The sequence below is a fragment of the Escherichia sp. E2586 genome (assembly GCF_005781105.1).
Classification (GTDB): Bacteria; Pseudomonadota; Gammaproteobacteria; order Enterobacterales; family Enterobacteriaceae; genus Escherichia.
On the sequence record NZ_VATN01000040.1, the window covers coordinates 1 to 20,048 of the forward strand.

Sequence of the window (20,048 nt, forward strand, 5' to 3'; positions counted from 1 at the left end):
CATTTTCACTGAGCTTTGACATTAAAATCAATAAGTTACTTTTTTATGCGATTCATTGTACGCACTTAGGCATGGCTTGCGATAAATGTCACTCGGCCCCAGTCGGTTAACAGAACAGCAATATAGAACATTAAGCGCGATAGGTCAGTTATAGACGCGGACGGCGCTGTTGAGTGTCTGCTGTGAAGCAGACATTTAATTAAATAAATGACGGGATAACGATATTGCTCGTTCTCCACGGTTTACGGATTTTAAGCAAAGCTTTTTGTAAGTTATCAATTGTCACAGATCCAAGAGCAATCCTACAACGCTTATAGCGTTTATGCCTTGGGGTATACCCTAACTGTGCGACCATCGCTTACCACAAGCGAAAATTTCAATTTCATCTGGCGTGAGCCAACAACAATGAATAGCGGGTCCTTTGGGTTTCGATCACCGGTAGTTACGGTTAATCATCTTCTGCTGTACCAAGGGATGAAAAGGCTCAGGGTTCCTCCCCAGAATACGCCATCAATAAGTCCTGTTACACCGCCAAACAACATACAAAAACTTGCGGATGACCGTAATCCCGGTTGCAGATAAATGGCTGAAGTAAGTATGAACTTCATGCAAAAAGTAATCACAATCAGCCCCAGGGTCAGCGGCGTCCCAGCCCTGATAATCATGCCCGGATTATCTGAATCTCTCAGCGGTGGCTGTAAGCGCCACAACCTGTATCCAAGAGCCGTGCCTGCGAGCAGTCCTGCTGCCATCATTGAAAGGCTTGCGCCAGCAAGTGCTGTCTCAGTGATAACACCATATGCCCCCCAGACAAGAAAAAGCACTGGGAGAAAAAACAACCGCCTGATTGTCATCTCCCGGACATAAAGAGCAGCAAAGCCGCGTCGCAGTAAAAAAGCCAGCAGGATCCATATCCAGACAGGTGTATCTCTTAAAAAGATTGCAATATTCATAAGTTGTCCCAGTTACGAAAGTTAATCTTTTTCAGTACAGGTGAATCGGCACACCATTACTTTTCAGTGGTATTGTTATTCGATATTTTATTTCCTGACCGAAGAATTTTCTGCAACCTGCGTTGTTGCCATAAGGCGATTTTCCCTCGCATGATAAACACGCGTATTCCCCTGAGTATGACAAGTCCTCCCCATATAACAGCTACCACAACGGACCAGTAACTTTCCGGGGTAAACAGAGAGTTAATTATCATTAATGCTGTGCATACCAGAACAGCAGTAACCAGAATCCGATAAAACCGGGTTTCCTGTGCTACCTGAATTTTGGCTTCGCTGATGCGTTCATCAAGAGCCTGGCTGGCAACGTAAGTCTCTTCCGAGAGATCAGAAACATTTATATCAAAGGCTGAAGCAATCGCACTGAGTGTTTCCAGACTCGGCTTCTGGCCTTTTTCAGTTCGCTGCACAGTCCTTACAGAAAGAGAGGCGACTTCAGCCAGTTGTTCCTGCGACCATGCCTTTCTCAGACGATATGTTTTCACCTTTTCAGCGACAGTCATCATTGTTCCCGTTCTCTGCAATGTCTGTGACAATAATACTTGCACATCAGTCCGGCACCGTATACGACACCACCATGACAGCAAGGCGACACGCCAGTGTCATAAGGTCGGACCCCGGCACATTCAGTTGGGTCTGGGGTTGGGTGACAGCCGCAGCTTCCCGTTCTTTCCGTCGACTTCCAGCATCAGCGGAACGTCTGAATTTATGCTGAATATAGAGAAACTGAAGTAAAAGAGGAGCAGGGTTACCCCTTACTGGTGATGCCGCAGTAATGATGATTATCTCGTCTTATCCGGATTCCGGTCACAAGGTTATGCTCCGTTTTTGTGGATAACCAGCTGTCCGTCAGCATGGATCAACATATCATTCACCCGGCATAGTGGATTACCTACATACGGCTCGCGAGTCCTGCGACCAGTGTCTGTCATGATGGTGGACGCAGGGCTACCTGCGGCAAACTCCGATTCAGCCATGAAGCACACTATACCGGGTGCGCACTTTCACTGGATCCACTACACAGGGTACAGCTTTCACTTCAGTATCATCGCGTTATCAGAGCCGATCATCATTCACGATACACTGTACCAGGTAAAGTTTCCTAACCGTGCCATCACGCTATCAGGTATGGTGGCAATGACGTGATCCACTATATCGGGTACTGATCACATTCTTGGCTAAAATACACACAAAACACACAGAAAAGTCAGAAGAAAATGGACTGCATCGGGGTAATGGGGCTGACGCCACCCGGTGTAGTGGAGATGCACTATACCTGTATGGTCGTTTTTATCCGCGATCGCGGCTATCGCAGTGTTTATCCCGTAAAGCGGATAAAATGCGTTTGCAGATTGACTTTATCCTCACTAAAGGATAAAACTGAAAATATCCCCTAAAGCGGATAAACTTCTTGTGGACGTATGGCATGATAAGCTTTCCGATGATCTATAGCCCAACGCAATTAGCAAATGCAATGAAACTGGTTCGTCAGCAAAATGGCTGGACGCAGAGCGAGCTGGCGAAAAAAATCGGTATAAAACAGGCGACCATTTCCAATTTCGAAAACAACCCTGACAACACCACGCTAACAACATTTTTTAAGATATTACTGTCGCTTAAGCTATCAATGACGCTATGCGACACGAAAAATGCCTCGCCAGAATCAACTGATCAGCAAGATCTGGAGTGGTAATGCCTAAACTTGTCACGTGGATGAACAACCAGCGGGTAGGCGAGTTGACGAAGCTGGCCAACGGTGCCCATACCTTTAAGTATGCGCCGGAGTGGTTAGCCAACCGTTATGCCAGGCCATTGTCGCTTTCGCTGCCATTGCAGAGGGGGAATATCACCTCTGATGCCGTATTTAACTTCTTCGATAACCTGTTACCCGATAGCCCGATTTTACGCGACCGGATCGTTAAACGTTATCATGCTAAATCCAGACAACCGTTTGATTTATTGTCAGAAATAGGGCGAGACAGCGTTGGCGCCGTGACGTTATTACCAGAAGACGAAACCGTAACGCGCCCGATAATGGCATGGGAAAAGCTTACTGAAGCCAGACTTGAAGAAGTATTAACGGCTTATAAAGCAGATATCCCGCTAGACATGATTAGGAGGAAGATGACTTTCGCATCTCGGTTGCTGGCGCGCAGGAGAAGACCGCGCTGCTCAGAATGGGCAATGACTGGTGCATTCCGAAAGGAATAACGCCGACGACGCATATCATTAAATTGCCGATTGGTGAAATCAGGCAGCCCAACGCGACGCTCGATCTCAGTCAGAGTGTTGATAATGAGTATTACTGTCTGCTGCTGGCAAAAGAATTCGGGTTGAATGTTCCCGACGCAGAAATCATTAAAGCGGGAAAGGTGCGCGCGTTAGCGGTCGAACGCTTTGACAGACGCTGGAATACTGAACGAACGGTTTTACTTCGCTTGCCGCAGGAGGATATGTGTCAGACATTCGGTTTACCTTCATCGGTGAAATATGAATCTGACGGAGGCCCAGGCATCGCGCGGATCATGGCGTTTTTAATGGGGTCCAGCGAGGCGCTTCGCGATCGTTATGATTTTATGAAATTCCAGGTATTCCAGTGGTTGATTGGCGCGACGGACGGCCATGCGAAAAATTTCTCTGTGTTTATCTAGGCCGGCGGTAGTTATCGACTCACGCCATTTTACGACATCATTTCAGCATTTCCGGTATTGGGTGGCCCGGGAATACATATCAGCGATCTCAAACTGGCAATGGGGCTTAATGCATCCAAAGGCAGAAAACGGTAATCAATAAAATTTATCCGCGACATTTTTTGGCGACAGCAAAGGCACTGAAATTCCCGGAAGTGCAGATGCATGAAATCCTGAGTGACTTTGCCAGAATGATTCCCGCAGCACTGGATAACGTGAAGACTTCATTATCGGCAGATTTTCCGGAGAACGTGTTGACGGCAATTGAAACCAATGTGTTGAGGTTGCACGGTCGGTTAAGCCGAGAATATGGAAATGAGGGTATGAATTGATTAGATAAATTGATGTTTTTACAGATTTTGCTGCTGTTTCAAGTGTCTGATCATCACCTTTCCCTCTGGCATAAACTCGGTCCCATACCGTACAAGTCCGATACCTCTCAGTTCCGCATCTATGGCGTAACGCAGCTCCCCGGGCACTTGCTGTTCGAATAAAGTTACATTAAGGGACTGCAAACGTGGTTCATACTTGAGTAGAACACCGGCCAGCGTATCGATTAGCTCGTGGGCTGTTCCGGGCATGCCTTGCAGAATTTTGGTCATATCCGGCAAACCATAATCTGGTAGATGAGATATGGTCCCGGCCCGGGCGTTCAAGATACGCTGGATGTTATCCAGCACGGATAAAATGACCTGGTCTTCTTCGTTTACAACTTCAAGGGGAAGATCCCCTGTAAAGTTGCCAGTGAGAATTTCATATAACGATGGGGATTTTCTATTGGACATTTAGACCTCAAGAATCCGCTTCAGAGTCTTTAAAAAGTGGGAGGCCTTGAGATTTTCTCCACACCCTCACAATTTTGATAATATTATTGGGGTTCCCGTCTTCTGGTGATTCAGGATAGGCTATTAGGTCTCCTTGCTTAGGGTGCTCAGTAATAACTATGAAATGGTACATGAGCTTATCTAAGTAAGTATCTAATTCTTTCCCTTTTAGAAACTTATCTTTCCTTGTTGCTTTTCTAAATTCATGTAAGAATTCGAGAAATTCATTTTCAGTGTAATCATTAAACGTACGCATAAATTCAAACATATTTTTCTGTCTGTAATTATGGATTTAATAAAGTGTCATTTACTCTTGGAATTACATAGGGTTATAACGTTCTAGTTTAAATATCTTTGAAAATAGGAAGGCTTTGGGATATTCTCCAGTTTAAAACTGCCTCAATCAATCCTTCCGGAGTACATTTTGAATTATCCTTTGGGTGAAATATTAAATCGCTCTTTTCAGGATGCTCCGTGATTTTGTCAAAGTGATTCGATAATTTTGTCAAATAATCACTAAGAGATTCCCCCTTTGGCTTTGCTTTTCTTGAATTCTTAAAAAATTCATTCAAAAAAGCAAAAATTCTTGTTGTGTATATTCTGAAAATGAGTTTTTAAGTTCCATAAATTACCTTCTATTCATTTTGTGTGGTTTTATTAATCTTTAAAAAGAGCTAATCCATGGTTTTTTCTTGATTTTTTATTTCCTTAATTACGGATTCTGGATTGTCTTCTTCTGGGTGTTAGGGTAATATATAAAATCACTCGCAGTAACTGAGCCAACTAAGTAAATGATTTTATCCAAAAGCTTGTCCAAATAATTTTCTAATTCTGTATTGCTTAATGATTTTTTTGATACTTGCTCGGGATAGAATTCACTTACAATTTCGGTGAATTCGTTCTCTGTATAATTGGAAATGTTTTCGCTCATCTCAGTTACATTTATCATTTCGTGTCTCCTATTTACCATAGTGAATAAATTTATGTTGAAATCGTGATGCCGATTTTACCATTCACACTGGTCTGCGCCAGACCGCATGGCATAAACCTCAGAGATCATCTTGGGCGAAAGTCATTTTGCGGGAATGATGTTAGTTATGGAGAAGTAGGAATTCCTTTAGCTCATTAGATAAATTTTTTTGCTCTACGTAATGTTTTTTCTTTTCCAGAGATAGCCTCCCCCAGAAAGGGTGCCAATATATACTCCACCATGCTTCTATATCGCCTTGTAGACTTCCGAATGTTTCTACATCCCGGTTAGGGAATACAGTGCTCGGTAGCGGTGGTTCTAAATATAAAGCGTAAATATTATCAATGAGGTTGTTGTCATTAGTTATTATATCTACTGCTGTTTGACCAAATTCTTTAAATTGATAATAGTGAAGAGTGCTGTTTTTGAGCGAATAAATAGCTTTATTGCTGGTTATCTTTTTGTTGAACCTTTCCTCGATCGTATCAACTAGCTTTGCTAAGTCATCGGATTTAATCATGAACCTGGTTGAGTATGCATATACCCCGCTCCCAACAAAAAAGAATGGTGGGTATCTTCTTTCTGAGTCTGGGATTGTGATAAAGGTATTTTCAGAATAGATATCCTGAAGGTTATTTTTTTTTTGCTAAATAAACGATCGAAATTAATTTTCATCAATATAATCCGCAACCAAGTCCGCTCCATAATATCCAGCGACTCCGAATATCATTCCCCAACAAGTCCATTTTTGTTACTAAATTAAGACCGTTACGCAGCAGTCATGATGATATTCTATTCATGATTCTTTGACCTAGAAGTCCTTAAATAATGGAAGCTCTTGATATTTTCTCCATTTAATTATTTCATTTAATGCACCTTCAGGCGAATCATTTTCAGGTGTGTCTGGGTAGTATATAAAGTCACTAACTTCTCCGGTCCCAACCAGTACAGTCAACATATCAAGGAGATTATCTAAATAAGTTTCTAGCTCGTTACCCTTAGGTGATGACGATGATCTATGTTCTGAGTAAAATTCATTCAAGATTTTCATGAATTTATTTTTAGTATAATCTTCCAATTTGTTTTTAACACACCTATTGTTAATCATAATCAGCTTTGCATTCCTCATAATGTGCAAGCAGAAATGTTTGGTTAGATTATCTCATCAGATAGCCATATTGAGTTCAGGTATTAATTCTTAACTATCTTTAAAAAGTGGAAGCCCTTGGGATTTTCTCCATCTTATTATTTCCCCGATCACCCCATCAGGGCTATCTTCACGGTCGTCTGGGGGATAGAATAACAATCCATTACCTTCAGGGTGATTTACAATTAGGTCAAAGTGCGCAACTAAATTATCTATATACTGCTGCCGCTCTTTTCCTTTTAATTTTTTTGGGTTCGTGAAAAATTCATTTAAAAAGGTTCTGAACTCATCCTCTGTATAATCCTCAAGCTTTGGCTTAAACTCCATAAATCACCTATTTTTCTTTGAGTGTAAATTAATATGATTTCTAACTGTGTTTACGCGCATGTTTTCAAAGTCATAAACAGCCCCACTATCAATAATACGTTCTATATGGTGTATTTCAAATCTTTTTCTTCCACCAACTTGTTCTGGCACTATGCTGAAAGGAGCATTCCCATCTCTTATTTCCATCTGGTTAACCCTTTTAAACTGACTCATCAATTCAGGACATTCTGCCACAGCAAGCCAAAACTCTTCTCTAAAATGGTCAAAGTTACGGAAGGGTTTTCCTCTAAGTTTATCAGCAACCTGCGCAGGTACAGGTGCCCCCAGACCAGAGCTCGCAGCCTCAAGCCATTTCTCTGAACCTGATAGCGTCTCCCCCTTCCCTGTTGCCACACCTGGCTCATCCCTCGCGGTTTTGAGATAAACATAAATCGGCTTAATCCCTGAATCCGCAGGGAACACCAGAATGTAATCGTTAAGATCGCGTTCTTCCGGCACCGGGAAAGGTGGTGTCGTGTATTCATCTTTACCGTCAGGAATTGGCGTGACGAGTATTGTTGCCTGGTCTATTGGCTTGATGTCGCTGCCGGTATGTGAGGGAAGGTCACTGCCCTCAGGTCTCTCTGGCGTCCAGGTAATCAGCGGACCATCGGCACCGTGAGCTGGAGTGAACTCATATTGATTATGCTCACTATTCCACACCATGTTTGCTGTGCGGACACCTTCATACGGGGTACCTTCACCCGTATGGACGCCATAGACCCGCATGTTGCCCTGTTCATCCTGGCGCCAGAAGAATCTCACCCGGGTTGTCGCTTTTGCCCCGGTGATGGCTTTCTGCCGCAGCTCTTCCTCGTACCAGAATTCATCCCGGCCAGGAACCCTGTCACTCCCCTCGCCCGCAGATGGAACGTAGAGTGCGGACATCATCGCTCCTACATACGGAATTCCCCGGGCCGCGCCCAATACGCCGGTCAGGGACCATTCTCCCCAGACCTGGGTCATCACGCCCGTAGCAGCCCCAAGAGCAAGTGGTGCAGCCGTTGCCTGAGCGCCCCCGGCGTCAGGCTTACGCTTTTTGGCTGACTGGGCATGCTGAACGACTTCATCATCTGCATGCTCATGCTGATGGCCATAACCGCAGCAGTCGTCCTCGACAGGCTGGGCAAAAATTGTCATCTGTCCAAAGTTATCAACGGGCTCTTCGGCAGTACCGGCATCCGTGCAGCCTTTCTCCTTCAGGCAGGATTTTGCATACACCGGCGTCACCCACGGGGTGAGCGTTTCGGGATTGAATTCTCTCATGGTCGCTGGAGGCGGTAAGGATAAGGCCTCCGGAGGTTTAGCACTGGCTGATGCCGCCATCGTCCTTTTCACCTTCCGTACATACGACGCTGTCGTACCATACTCGACCTTCCCGGCCTCAAGCTTCAGATAACTGCCACCACCAATCAGCGTGATACGTTTTTTTCCGGCAAAGGAGATGTCACTCGCTGAGCTCAGCGTCAGCTTCTTCTCAGCGAACAACCGCATACTGGCGTTTTGCGCCTGGACATCTATTGGCCCTTCCCCGGATTTCAGGCTCAGTTGACCGGTGCGGGCAAAGAGCCCCAGCTTCTCCCCGGTCAAAGCGGTCGCATTGCCCATCACTCCAGCACTGAAGTCTTCTCCGGCGTTAAGCGCAAGGTTCCGGCCCGCGGCCAGCTGCATATCTTCTCCACTGGTCAGTGCCATGCCTTCCGGCGCCGAGAAAAGCACCGCTTCATTGAGCGGTTTCAGCCGCTGCTCAAACATCTGTATCTGGCTGTCGACATCCCCCTTCAGCGCCAGGGCCTTTTCTGCGGCCATTTCCAGTTGTTGCAGTTGCTGATTAAGCCTGTCGATTTCCTTCAATGCAGCATCCATGTCCAGAGCATCACCCTGCGCTTTCGCCTGGACATCCGCAGCGACAAAGAGTCCCTTTCCTGCTCTCAGGACTCCCCACTCATCGGTGCGCAGCTCTGTGCCTTTACCGCGAAGTTGTCCTTTGCTGTTCACCAGGTGCCCGTTGTTGAGCTGCGTTTTACCGTATTCCGTGGCGAGTTTGATGTGCTCCTCACCACGCTTGTCTTCCATCCGCAATTTTGAGTTGGCCGGTGTCCGGAGGATGTTCCGGGTATGATTGTCCCGGTTCACAAGATCGGGATGTTCGGAGTCGTGTAGTGCACAGGCGATGTACGGCAGATCAATATCGCCATTGCTGTACGCAATCGCCACTTCGGTGCCATCGATGAGCGGCGTATGCCAGCCCAGCGTTTCACCGGCATAAGGCTTCGCCATCCGCAGCCAAAGGTAGCCGTAACCGGGTTCCGTCCCCTCCCGGTCGAAGTCCTGCTTCACCCGATAGCGCCCCTGCTCATCCAGATGTGCGTAGGTATCATTTTTTTCGCGACTTTCGATCCGTGCCGGAAGCGTACCCGCGATGACCGGACGCGGGATCTCTGCCGGACGGAAGCAGTAACGTTCGGTGTAAGGCTGGCCCCAGACCGACACATGCAGACGGGAATCACGGGCGCCCCGGAAGGTCACCAGCGTAAGGATGACGCCCTCTTGCAGGGCCGTAATGACATCGCCCTGCGGCTCCAGCACCTGCCCGGGTGTGAGGTGTGCAGCATTGCTGAACAGGTGAATACGGGCCGACCTGTTGAGCTCCCGCTCGTGGTGAAGTCGGGCCCAGAACGCGCCAGATTCGGTTTCCGGCTCCGGGCTGGCATCGTCTCCCGCTTCACGATAAGGGGCTGCGTAGCGGTAATGCTCCCCGGTGGTGACCACATCATTACGCACGCTGACCGCCGCATTCATCGGCATGGTGGCTGTCCGGTAGTTGTAATCACGCGTGGTGACAGTGCCGGTGGCAATGTTGTGCCAGGTCCGCACATCCCAGACCGATTCTGCCACACTGTCGAACAACCCCGACGGCTCGCTGTAGGGCAACTGCACATCAAACTGATAGTTAAGCTGGCTGTCGGCCAGTATGTAAGTATCCAGACCGCGCACGTCGTCCATCTCCGTACGCCAGTAAATACCCACCTCAGACAGAATGCGCTGAATGAACTGCAAATCCGTTTCCCGCCACTGAGTGATAATTTCACGTGGTGGGTAGGTGCGCTCCAGTCTGAATTCAAAATCGGGACCTTCCAGACCGTGTTTACGCAGCACCTGCTCAACCACCTCAGGAACAGACTGGTTCTGATAGACCACGCACTGTCGGGTATATCCCAGGAGCGCCAGGCGCGAACTGATCGTAAGCCGGTAGTGAGACTGGTCCTTTGAGGTGGAAAGCCATTCCAGGCGGGTCACCATGCCGTGCACACTTTTACCGCTCCGCATCCGGAAAGAGGCATATTTCATCAGCACCTCTTCCGGGGGGATATTCGCCTGAAGCGTTGTGAACTCGATGTCCCAGCTGAAGGGTTCGCTCAGTGCTTCCCTGCCGTAAAAGCGCAGAACATCCGGCTTCACTGAGCTGTCAAAAATATCCAGAAAATATCGGGTCTGTCCGTCAAAAAGCGCTAACCAGTTATCCATCACGTCACTCCTTCACCGGCACGAGGCTGAGCCAGCCATCACCCAGTTCAATCGTGCGGGGGTTGTCCGGGTCCAGATCGTCACGGGTCAGCACCAGGCGCCAGCGGTTGTCCTTCTGATCCGGGCGGTTAAATAATCCCACCACCGCCACGAACTGAGCGTCTTCATCCATGGGCATATTGAGTGTCATGCTGCCTTCTGGCATCACCAGCAGCTCTTTAGACGCCAGTACGTCGTCTTTAAGTACCGTATCGGCATTGCGCAGCAGTGTCTGGTAATCGGCGGCATCAACCGCTTTACGATCCCTGAGCTGATAAACTCTCACCATCGTTGCCAGCGGTGTCTGTGCGCCATCAGCGTTAATGGCCGTACGCGGGGTAAAATCCAGATGCAGCGTTTTGATTTTCTTGTAGAAGATGGATTTCGTGATGCTGACCGTACCGTCCGTGACAGTCTGAGTCAGACCGCAGCCAGCGAGCAGGCTACAGGCAATAAGCGTCAGCGCCCACCAACGGGTTACTGTTGCCATTCAAAAGTTCCTTTATTGAGAGTGGGAGTACGTGATTATTCGAAGCGGTAGTGCCCGTCTTCAGCGGACGGTAGCGCAGAACATTGCAACCCTTCATAGCAGCCCAGACTGACGGTCAGACTTCCCCGACTATTGCTGAGCTTGCCTGCTTTCAGGCCCAGCAAGCCGGTGCGGCCCAGCTGGATACGTCTGCCTTTGCCAAGGCGTGGCTCAGGCAACAATCGTACGGGTACGGTGAGGCGCAGTCGGGCGTCACTGCGGTAGCCGAGATAAACGCGCAGCAGGACCAGTAAATCGGTATGGAGGAAACCACCTGGTAACCACCCTTCGGCTTCCTCCGGATCTTCTGTCTCCAGCGTCACCAGTACCCGACTGCATGCTTCCTTTGCCGTTTTACCCAGCGTGGCTCGCTGAGAAAGACAGATGCGGTTCCCGGTACCCAACCCGCTACGGTTATCGATATGGACCTTAACCGGATCGGGCTCGGTGATAATTGCCCGGGTATTCGGTGCCAGTAGGCTTACCAGGGCCCGAATGCCTTCTGCATTGCGGGTGGGTAATCGCATGGTACCCAGCAAGGCCAGAAAGCGTGAAACCGGCGTTGCCACCTGTTCAGCGGTGCCCGGTATACCAAGGCCGACCAGCCCCAGCAGACACTGAGATGTGGCATCGCGGCCACCTGCCTCGAAGGTGGCCGGCCAGGCGTATTTCCGCCAGATCCGATAATACTGGGTGGTGATACGGTGGCTGAAAATATCCAGAAACGAGGTAACTGCCTCGTGCCCTTCGCGGCGCTGCGCAATGTCGTCCAGCCAGGACGTCGGCAGAGGGGAGTCCACGCCATATATCCCCAAAAATGTCGTACGGACCGTTGGGGGTAATTCCGGGTGGTCTTCGTCAGTCTCCACCGCTTTGAGGGTACTGACCGGGAAACCCATACCAGGCCAGGGCCTGAAGCGGACCGGATCGTTGGCTGGATGGCTGGAGGCGCCCAGTTTCGGCGCGTCCGGATTTTCCTGCTCCAGCAGCTGGCAGAAACGATAAAAATTGGCCCGCCAGATATCTTTGCTCAGGACTAGTGTTAGCCCGGGACGTACTGGCTGTGATTCTCGCGCCATCTCAGTCGTTTTCCTGTCGGTTGCAGCACCAGCGTAAGCTGGTTGAAGAGGTGAATATCAGCGTAGCGCGCGAAGAACCGGTGCAGCATTTCGCCGAAGAGATTCACATCCCCCTCGCCTGCAAAATTATCCATGTTCAGCGTGACCTCTATGTCTACTCCCCGGAGCATAAAGCCCTTCTCAAAACGGCGGAGCAGGGTGTGCTTCACGGCGACGATAGCTTCAAGCCGACGTCGGTTCATTTCATCATCGGTCCAGTCGTACAGCGCCAGCGTTCCCCGCAGGACTTCCGGATTGTCCATCATGCTGAGGAAGTTTGAGCCGAGGTGGCTCATCACCCGCCAGTGAAAACGGTCGTTTGCAGGGGGATACAGCGGTATCGTCGGTGCGGTGACGTTCAGTACCCTGACGGGCACTTTGCCGGTTTTTGCCACCCTGTCCAGGAGCGTACTTTCCAGCGCTGTGCGCGGAAGCTGCCCGTTGGTACCGGTTATTCGCATCGAAAGGGATTCTGGTTTATCGGACAGCTGCTCCAGCTCGAACGAACGCCCCCCGAGAATCAACCAGGTGTCATACAGGCCAGAGGGGCCGCGTTTCACGCGGGTGTGGTAATAACGTTCAGGGGCATCGTGGCGCATCATACCGCCCCGGTGCCGGAAGCTGGTGAACGGTACATAGGGGTGTTTGCCATTCTTTACCGCGCCATGGATATCATCGACGCTGTAAATCTCGGTGTGACCATCCTGAAGACGCAACGGCCTGAGCAGGTATTCGTTATCCAGCGGGTTAAGCGTCAGCGGATCGGCCTCCAGGGTGAAGAGGTTGATGACCGGTGCACAGTGCAGCCGGAAGTTTTCCGTTTCAAAAGGCAGATCGGATGACCAGGCTTCACTGAGCACGATGTCGATTTCAAACCAGGAGCTGGCTTCAGTTAGCCCGATGGTGTCGAGGCCACGCAGTTCAACAAACATAAATTTCGGTCGGAAGCTGAAATACTCCAGCAGCAGCTGGTAACCACTGAAGGCAGTATCGGCTTTCTTCCACAGGCCGTCATTGTCGTCAAAGCCCATGGGTTTGCACCAGCCATCAAACTGATGACGTTCGGTGTATGTCCCTGAATGGCGGGCGTACATGGCGTGAACGCGACGGGTCAATGCCAGGTGGAGTGCTGAACTGATCGGACTCTCTGCGTTGAGGAATATGGCGACTTTGTCGATCCCGGCTTTGCTCCAGTCCACTTTTTCAGGGCATTCGAAGCGCAAACGGATAGCAGAGCGGCCATCGGTTTCAGTATGAAGGCGGGCATCCGCAAGATGCAGTGGTTGCAGAGGAACATCGCGAGTCGTCCGGTACTGGCAGGCGGTTTTATGCGGCCCGACAGGGCGTGATTGTACGGAGAAACCTTCGGCAAGAAGTTCAGCCTGACGAAGGCCACGCCAGTCAGGAGAGAATTCGACGATAGCCAGCGACGGGATGGTCCGCATATAGTGTGGCCACAGCAGACTCACCAGCCCTTCGGTCAGTTCCGGCAGGTCATCATCCAGCTTCTGACGCAAACGGCCCATCAGGAAGGCAAAACCTTCAAACAGGCGCTCTACATAAGGATCGCGGGCGCCGGGTTTATCCAGATTAAGCATCGCTGCCCGATCCGGATGGGCACGGGCGAACTCTTTGCCCGCCTCACGCAGATAGCGCATCTCTGCTTCGTAATAGCGAAGGGTTAAATCATCCATGCATGGTATTCCTGAAAATTATTAAAGAGAATATTAGCCACAGAGCACCATGGCACTGGCCGGGTCAATGGCGATCAGACCCACCAACGGGCTTTATCAGATTCACTGTGACCGGCTTTCATTCGTAGCAGCTTCAGGCGTTGGGCCAGGACTTCAAACAACAGAGCGGGCTCCGAGTCTTCCAGCGTCAGCACTGGCGAAACGTCATCTACCGGCATGGGGCAAGTGAATCGGTTTCCCGCCACTTATCAACCTGACTGAATACACCTGAAGACCAGCCATCTACCTGTTTAGCAAAGGCCAGCACAGGATGAATGCCTCTGTTCATATTTACTCAACACCTTCAGTGCCAGCAGCAACGTTAAAAATGGACGCGGGCAGCGTAAATCCCTGTAGCTTTAGTAAGGCTAGCGGACCGTCGCCCAGCTCGCTGCGCATGATGAACTTCAGAGGATTGCCATCGGCGGTGATCCACACCAGTTGTGTACGGCTGGCATCGAGTGGAGTGATCAGGGCTTTGTCCAGCAGGCGAATGAAGCCCCAGTTACCCTGGTTACTGGCGAAGAGTTGCATACCGCTGTTTACACTACGCCAGATGAGCGACACACCTGGATAGTAAGTATTCCCCGGCCAGGTGAAGCTCTGCCAGCTTTCCATCTGATTGAAGTAATCCAGGTTCTGCTCATCGAGGGTAAGCTGCACTCTGGCAACATCCCGTGAAGGACGCGCCATCAGTTCGAAGTGAACACTCGCATCGCCCTGAGAGAACATGATATCTGACAGTTCCGCCAGCTGATTAATCGCCCGGAGAAAATCCGGACTCACAACCATCCCCTGACTTGCGGAAGGATCAACGACCCAGCGATTCCCTTCCTGGCGGAGGATCCCGCCGAGATTAGTTTTCAGGAAGGTAGTGATTCGACCCGAGTCGCTACGCAGGAACTGAGCCAGTAGCGGCAGGGAGGCATCGCTGCCGGTGGCTTTAAACGGGTACCGTCCCGCAAAGGCCTTATTCCACTGATCGACAATGGTTGTCTGCCAGCGGACATTGAGGCTACCCGCAGCCGGGGCAATTACCTGCCGCCAGGCCAGATCAAGCGGTTGCACAAATAACGACTGGCCAAATCCATTCCACCCCTGCCCCAGACTCGCCGCAACCAGACTGCCGTAGTCGCGGGTATCGGTCAGATCGATGGCTTTGCCCTGGAATACTGTCTGGGCCAGCATCTGCGACATAGCCTGCGGATCCGGGGCGCTGGTGACTTGCTGAAGCTTCAGCCGCACCTGAGTTACGCGGGCCAGCCAGGACTGGAAACTGAGGTTACCGTTGGCACCGGTACCCTCTTTACCTTCCATAAGCCCCATCAGCGGTCCAAACACGCCATCAAGCGGACCTTTAGGGCCCTGTGCCTGTTCAATAAACTGTCTGGCATTTTTTTTCTGACCGATCAGCTTTTTCGCTGAGTCCACGATTGAATCAGCCAGAGCCTCACCTTTCTGCCCTGTTTTCCCCTGCCAGGCCAGCGTGTTCATCAGTGCCACTAGCGGGGACTGGCGGACATCACCGATCAGACTGAGCTGGGCAATCGCCTCAGACAGTGACGTGGCTTCCTGCCACTGTATGCTGTTGACCATGTTGAGCCAGGCGTTACCAAAATCGGTGAAATAGCGTTCAGTCAGGCGGGCCTTCAGCGCCTCCGGGGAGATATCGCTCCCTGTCTGATGGGTCTTGTCCGACAGTACCCAGTCAATTTCATCGCGGCGGGTTTTCACGACCTCATCAATCGCATCCTGTACCTGCTCTTCCCAGGCCTGACGCGTAAACATTCCAGGAACGACTTCATCAGTGCTGAATACCGTTGAGGCATCGGTGTCGCCAGTCATATCAGCAAGCGTTAAATCAGGCCAGTTGCTGGCCACGCGCTTAAGCATCTCCTGATATAACCCGGACTCAGCGTTCCGCTGGCCAATTTGCTTAAGCAGAATTTGACGGACTGTGCTGATTAATTGGGCATCAGGCTTAATTTTCCATTCCGGATGAGCCGGGAGGTTTTGCGCATAAAAACCCAGCAGTTTCGGTGCGATGTTCTGCCATATGCCATCCGGCACATTCTGGCGTTTCGGTAAGGCTTTCAGCGCGTTTTTTGCCAGCCAGCCGGCGTCCGCTTTGTCCGGACGCGCCAGCATCAGATAACTTTTGAGTATGTCATATGTATGCTGTGTGCCCTGCGTACGGGCATCACTGGCAGGAGGTAGTTGCACAAAGGCATTCAGCTGCTGCCTGAGACTGTCTGCTGTAGCATCCCTCATTAGCTGTGCGTTATTTTTCGCATACAGCGGCCAGAGTGCGGCCAGCGTGTCGCTGTCCTGATTAAGACCAAATCGTGTGTACCATGGCGCGCCGGTCGTCTCACGATGTTGCAGATGGGCAATGGCCTGCTGGAGTACGAGCTGATTGTGCAGACGTTCAGCCAGTGATTTTGCAGTATCCGCTGCCTGTCTTGCCGTTTCCTGCGCCTGATAAATCTGAGTACGGTTAACGATCAGAGACAGCAGTGTAGCGGCCCCCCACAGGACAATCAGGGAAAGCAGAATTAACCGCAGCATCTTCAGCCAGTCGAAGCCCAGCTTCCTGCCGCTGACGGCATCACAGTCATCAATGACGGCTTTCCAGGTCAGTGTGTCGGGGCGTGTGTTTGGGACCGAACCGACAACGGCCACTTCAGGACTGAACATGACACCGCGTAAACGCCAGACCGCAGATCCCTGCATCAGCCCGCCGAGCAAAACATCCAGACTGGCTTTCAGCTCCTGCCGCAGTTGGAGGGATAACTGAAGCAGACCGAAATCAGCCGGATTATTCAGTATCTGTGCCATACCTGCTTTTTGCAGATGCAGTGCCAATGTAGAAAACCCTTCACCCGCGTCTTTCACGGTGCCATCAGGCCCGAATATGACCCCTGTCGCAGCAGTTTCCGCGCCCTGCTGAGCATCGGTGGCGTTGTCAGTCAGCCACAGCCAGACAGGCACCTGCCAGCCCAACTGATGGTCGGCTTTCTGACGGTAACGCAGGAGGGCATCCCGTTCGCCATCCGTTGGAAGGGCTGAAATACTCATCACCTGAATGATGCCATCAACCGGTTGCCCGGATCGCAGGCGCTTCAGTTTTGAAAGGAAGATCTCGTCCGGAAGTGACTGCGCGTCACCGCCATAAATCAGCACATTGCCGTCGCCTTCCTGCCAGAGGTCATTACACAGGCCCGGGGCAGCTTTGTGAACGTCGTCCTGGTTGCCCATCACCAGAAGGAGTCGCACTCTACGCTTCCAGCGACGTCCATAGCGAAAGCGCAGGTGTTCGGATACGGCGTCTTCGCTGAAGACCGGTTCATCGTCGTCTTCTTCACCGGGAATGGTGCTCATTACCGGAGTGACGCTCTCAGCCTTTTTCCGTCCCCACTGGAAATACAACCCAGATTTACCGGCGAGGTCGAAAGCCTTCTCCGTCAGCCAGCCGAGTAAAAACAACGTGGCAACCAGTATGGCGCAGAATGTGAGTATCCGTTGGCCGTCATACGGACCGAAGCCGGTGGCCGAAGCTACGTTTTCCGGAAAGGCATAAAACAGAAATGCCACGATGGCTGTCAGGAAAAAGGCGACAGTTACAACGGAGCCGATGAGAGTTTTTACTTTTACCTTAGACATTCTTGGGCGATTCCTTGCGAACTTCTTCTTTGGTGATGACAGCGATCCAGACGTCGTCTTTGTCAGCGGTGGGTTGGGCGGCGATAACCTGCGGGCCATTATCTCTGCATGCCACTGAGGCAAGAATAACAGCGAGCCAGGGGGCGGCGCGGCTGGCATATCCCAGAACGGAATCAATTCCATGATTGTCTTTTGACAAGCTGAATGTTACCCCGTTATCTTCACAAGCCATATTCCATCCACTTCCGCCTGAAAGGACTGGACCTGTATACCAGGCCGTTTTTAGTGCCTCAGGGGCTGTTGCGGCCCATAACAGCGCCCTGTCCAGCGTTTTTACAAGCTGGACTTCCTTACCCTTTTCTGGGCGATGAAGGCATACTGCATCTGGATAGCCAGCAGCCTTACGGTTGCTGAACACCACAAGAGTAATGGCATCGGCGTCACCTTCATCAGGTTGCGCGGGCAATGAAAACGTCACCTCTGCAAGAATGCCTGGAGTGTTCCAGCGCTGATCAAGCCAGGCATCAAATCCCGCCAGACCTTTGCCTGCGAGGACTCTGAAAACTCTCCCGGTTCTGGCCGTGAGTTCATTTCTGAAGTGCTCCTCCAGTCCGGGACGGATATCATCGTCACAGTCCAGCATCAGGCAGCAAGGAATATCCTGCGAAAGGATGTCGGTAATTTTTTGTACATGGGCGACGAGTGTTGACGTTACAGAGATGAGTTCTGTATCCAGAGCTGTCTGAAAACTGGGTAAGGCTGCATACCTGACAGCAGATTTGGAACCACGTGGCGTGGAGGTCTCTGAAGCTGGAACAGTATGATTAACAGCTTTAACCAGTGCAGCGGGAGTATTTCCTGAAAAGTGTTGAACATAGGTATCGAGTATCCAGCCACAGCGCTGACCACGACAAGTTTCGCTATCAATAAGCGCTTCGCGTTCCGCATTCCTGGACTCAGCCCCTACCTGCTCTACTTTATATGCAAACCTGCGCAGGGAGAAAAGAAGCCCCCAGAGACAGAAAGGCAATCCCAGCGCAGTAAACCAGAAAATAAAGCCAGTGCGTTCTGCCGTCCAGTTCCAGAGCGTTAACGCAATTCCTCCTGACATGACAAATGCCAGGAACAGCAGCCATCGGCGGGTATCAGGTCGTGGAACCTTCGACGCCTTTTCAGGGATAGCATCCAGCAGGACTGGCATACTCAGGCAACCTTTGCAGAAGCAAAAGAGCTGATCAATGTACAGCCACAACCACATTTATGGCCGTGAAAGGCGACCGGGATCCCGTTATCAAGATAATCAGGATTACCTTCGATGATGGTTGTCGGACCATGTAGAGGTATCGGGCAGAAAACCATATCACCTTTACGCGCCACGCCAATCCCACCAAATATCATGGTGTCAGAACAGGTCATGACTGAACCGCCGTGAGTGGTTTTGTCGCCTTTTCGAATAATTTGCAACATTTGTATCTCCATTAATTTATTGTTTACAGGGCGGAATAAATTAATATTTATTATTCAAGTGTTTCAGCGTTGATCCAGAATATAAGAGGTAAACCTTTGATATTGATATAACCAATATTTACCCATTTATTATCTTGTGAAATCCGTATAACCCTTACCTTATCTCCGGAAACAAGCTAAGCACTGGTCTTATTATTACGCGAAAAATAAAATAAATTTTATTTATTTTTTGCTTTGACTTTCATGAAAATTCCGCTCGGATATTCAGAAATGGTTTTTAATGCAATTTCTTTCGCCTTTTTGTTTTTCTTTGATATATATCCTATTTTCCTTAGATGGTAAGACGCACTGAAGCATGTAAGCCATTCCAGAACTGACTAATATTTCTTTTCCTCCGTCCTGGTATATCCATATACCTCTCCATCCCAGTCGCTAACCTGACACCTGGCTATCTTATTCACCAATTTAACAATCAATGCATTAACATTAAATTTAAAACTCTTCGATGAGTTAAAATGAAATTTATTTTTGTTGGGGGGCTTATGGAAAATTAAATCTTTCCTCATTCACGTAAGGAATATCAAGTATATATTACTTATAATACTATCGTGTCTAAATGAACTCGGTAAGCAATCACTGGATTGAATAATCCTTCCATTTTTCTTGATATCAAACGATATTGTATATTTATTTTTTTCAGAACCTTCGATTACATTAATGACATAATTGTATTTGCCGCGCTTGAAGCCATAATAAGTAATTCTCATTTTGCTATCTTTGGTGTGCCTCAGGTTATTCCTTTCATTAAAAACCACTTTTAACTCTGTTTTACCATTCTTTTCAAAACTATAATTAATTTCTTTTGTAATATTATCAATGAAGAATGAAGCTTCTTTACCTCCCTCTCCAGGTAATGAGCAAGTAATGATTTTAGTGGATTCTTTGTAAATAGACCCGTTTTAGT

The 20,048-nt window shown here is 49.6% G+C and carries 15 protein-coding genes and 3 pseudogenes; 2 read left to right on the forward strand and 16 right to left on the reverse strand.

The features are described from left to right. Window positions 1-452 precede the first annotated feature (452 nt). The 3 genes from FEK50_RS23170 to FEK50_RS24270 all read right to left on the reverse strand — a co-directional run bounded on the left by FEK50_RS23170 (window position 453) and on the right by FEK50_RS24270 (window position 1,987). A complete protein-coding gene (locus FEK50_RS23170) occupies window positions 453-953 on the reverse strand; it encodes a DUF6622 family protein (protein WP_130209499.1) in 501 nt (166 codons plus the stop codon). 56 nt (window positions 954-1,009) lie between these two features. Next, entirely contained in the window at window positions 1,010-1,513 is a 504-nt protein-coding gene (locus FEK50_RS23175) for a helix-turn-helix domain-containing protein (protein WP_130209643.1), read from the reverse strand. Between the two features lie 312 nt (window positions 1,514-1,825). Further along, window positions 1,826-1,987 carry a hypothetical protein gene (locus tag FEK50_RS24270; protein ID WP_165382765.1) on the reverse strand — a complete coding sequence of 54 codons (162 nt, stop codon included), beginning with the start codon at window positions 1,985-1,987 and terminating at the stop codon, window positions 1,826-1,828. Between the two features lie 449 nt (window positions 1,988-2,436). On the opposite strand from FEK50_RS24270, the gene hipB reads away from it, so the two are divergent. After that, complete coding sequence (gene hipB / locus FEK50_RS23180; RefSeq protein ID WP_130209497.1) at window positions 2,437-2,703, forward strand: type II toxin-antitoxin system antitoxin HipB; 267 nt, start codon at window positions 2,437-2,439, stop codon at window positions 2,701-2,703. Then, a pseudogene (gene hipA, locus FEK50_RS23185) lies at window positions 2,703-4,032 on the forward strand (type II toxin-antitoxin system serine/threonine protein kinase toxin HipA). The gene hipB and the pseudogene hipA overlap by 1 nt, the downstream one beginning before the upstream one ends. Before the next feature lie 18 nt (window positions 4,033-4,050). Here hipA and tssE read toward each other — a convergent pair. From tssE to FEK50_RS23265, 13 genes and pseudogenes are all read right to left on the reverse strand, one after another. Continuing rightward, complete coding sequence (gene tssE / locus FEK50_RS23195; protein ID WP_130210702.1) at window positions 4,051-4,485, reverse strand: type VI secretion system baseplate subunit TssE; 435 nt, start codon at window positions 4,483-4,485, stop codon at window positions 4,051-4,053. A gap of 7 nt (window positions 4,486-4,492) precedes the next feature. Then, window positions 4,493-4,792, reverse strand: coding sequence for a bacteriocin immunity protein (locus FEK50_RS23200; protein ID WP_130210704.1), 300 nt, complete (start codon window positions 4,790-4,792; stop codon window positions 4,493-4,495). An 823-nt stretch (window positions 4,793-5,615) separates the two neighbouring features. After that, window positions 5,616-6,014, reverse strand: a complete 399-nt coding sequence (locus FEK50_RS23215; protein WP_130210706.1) for a hypothetical protein — start codon at window positions 6,012-6,014, stop codon at window positions 5,616-5,618. Between the two features lie 678 nt (window positions 6,015-6,692). After that, the gene (locus tag FEK50_RS23225) at window positions 6,693-6,968 is read right to left on the reverse strand and encodes a bacteriocin immunity protein (RefSeq protein ID WP_130210710.1); all 276 of its coding nucleotides are present in this window, start codon (window positions 6,966-6,968) and stop codon (window positions 6,693-6,695) included. Window positions 6,969-6,971: 3 nt separating this feature from the next. Continuing rightward, a complete protein-coding gene (locus tag FEK50_RS24640; RefSeq protein WP_346475856.1) occupies window positions 6,972-8,273 on the reverse strand; it encodes an S-type pyocin domain-containing protein in 1,302 nt (433 codons plus the stop codon). 27 nt (window positions 8,274-8,300) lie between these two features. Continuing rightward, window positions 8,301-10,535 (reverse strand): annotated as a pseudogene (gene vgrG, locus FEK50_RS24645) (type VI secretion system tip protein VgrG); the annotation flags it as partial. Between the two features lie 4 nt (window positions 10,536-10,539). Then, window positions 10,540-11,064, reverse strand: coding sequence for a type VI secretion system lipoprotein TssJ (tssJ, locus tag FEK50_RS23235; RefSeq protein ID WP_130210714.1), 525 nt, complete (start codon window positions 11,062-11,064; stop codon window positions 10,540-10,542). Window positions 11,065-11,099: 35 nt separating this feature from the next. Continuing rightward, entirely contained in the window at window positions 11,100-12,182 is a 1,083-nt protein-coding gene (gene tssG, locus FEK50_RS23240; protein WP_130210716.1) for a type VI secretion system baseplate subunit TssG, read from the reverse strand. Next, entirely contained in the window at window positions 12,146-13,915 is a 1,770-nt protein-coding gene (tssF, locus tag FEK50_RS23245; RefSeq protein ID WP_130210718.1) for a type VI secretion system baseplate subunit TssF, read from the reverse strand. The genes tssG and tssF overlap by 37 nt, the downstream gene beginning before the upstream one ends. A gap of 33 nt (window positions 13,916-13,948) precedes the next feature. Further along, window positions 13,949-14,115 (reverse strand): annotated as a pseudogene (locus FEK50_RS23250) (type VI secretion system protein TssA); the annotation flags it as partial. Window positions 14,116-14,245: 130 nt separating this feature from the next. Beyond that, complete coding sequence (locus FEK50_RS23255; protein ID WP_131162573.1) at window positions 14,246-17,617, reverse strand: ImcF-related family protein; 3,372 nt, start codon at window positions 17,615-17,617, stop codon at window positions 14,246-14,248. After that, complete coding sequence (locus FEK50_RS23260; protein WP_130210722.1) at window positions 17,610-18,818, reverse strand: hypothetical protein; 1,209 nt, start codon at window positions 18,816-18,818, stop codon at window positions 17,610-17,612. The genes FEK50_RS23255 and FEK50_RS23260 overlap by 8 nt, the downstream gene beginning before the upstream one ends. A 2-nt stretch (window positions 18,819-18,820) precedes the next feature. Then, window positions 18,821-19,084: a PAAR domain-containing protein gene (locus tag FEK50_RS23265; protein WP_130210724.1), complete on the reverse strand. Its 264-nt coding sequence runs from the start codon at window positions 19,082-19,084 to the stop codon at window positions 18,821-18,823. Window positions 19,085-20,048: the final 964 nt, after the last annotated feature.

Bases quoted from the DNA above. Each gene is read 5' to 3' on its own strand.
- FEK50_RS23170 (WP_130209499.1), bottom strand. From the start codon at position 953: ATGAATATTGCAATCTTTTTAAGAGATACACCTGTCTGGATATGGATC.
- FEK50_RS23175 (WP_130209643.1), bottom strand. From the start codon at position 1,513: ATGACTGTCGCTGAAAAGGTGAAAACATATCGTCTGAGAAAGGCATGG.
- FEK50_RS24270 (WP_165382765.1), bottom strand. From the start codon at position 1,987: ATGGCTGAATCGGAGTTTGCCGCAGGTAGCCCTGCGTCCACCATCATG.
- hipB (WP_130209497.1), top strand. From the start codon at position 2,437: ATGATAAGCTTTCCGATGATCTATAGCCCAACGCAATTAGCAAATGCA.
- tssE (WP_130210702.1), bottom strand. From the start codon at position 4,485: ATGTCCAATAGAAAATCCCCATCGTTATATGAAATTCTCACTGGCAAC.
- FEK50_RS23200 (WP_130210704.1), bottom strand. From the start codon at position 4,792: ATGTTTGAATTTATGCGTACGTTTAATGATTACACTGAAAATGAATTT.
- FEK50_RS23215 (WP_130210706.1), bottom strand. From the start codon at position 6,014: ATGATTAAATCCGATGACTTAGCAAAGCTAGTTGATACGATCGAGGAA.
- FEK50_RS23225 (WP_130210710.1), bottom strand. From the start codon at position 6,968: ATGGAGTTTAAGCCAAAGCTTGAGGATTATACAGAGGATGAGTTCAGA.
- FEK50_RS24640 (WP_346475856.1), bottom strand. From the start codon at position 8,273: ATGAGAGAATTCAATCCCGAAACGCTCACCCCGTGGGTGACGCCGGTG.
- tssJ (WP_130210714.1), bottom strand. From the start codon at position 11,064: ATGGCAACAGTAACCCGTTGGTGGGCGCTGACGCTTATTGCCTGTAGC.
- tssG (WP_130210716.1), bottom strand. From the start codon at position 12,182: ATGGCGCGAGAATCACAGCCAGTACGTCCCGGGCTAACACTAGTCCTG.
- tssF (WP_130210718.1), bottom strand. From the start codon at position 13,915: ATGGATGATTTAACCCTTCGCTATTACGAAGCAGAGATGCGCTATCTG.
- FEK50_RS23255 (WP_131162573.1), bottom strand. From the start codon at position 17,617: ATGTCTAAGGTAAAAGTAAAAACTCTCATCGGCTCCGTTGTAACTGTC.
- FEK50_RS23260 (WP_130210722.1), bottom strand. From the start codon at position 18,818: ATGCCAGTCCTGCTGGATGCTATCCCTGAAAAGGCGTCGAAGGTTCCA.
- FEK50_RS23265 (WP_130210724.1), bottom strand. From the start codon at position 19,084: ATGTTGCAAATTATTCGAAAAGGCGACAAAACCACTCACGGCGGTTCA.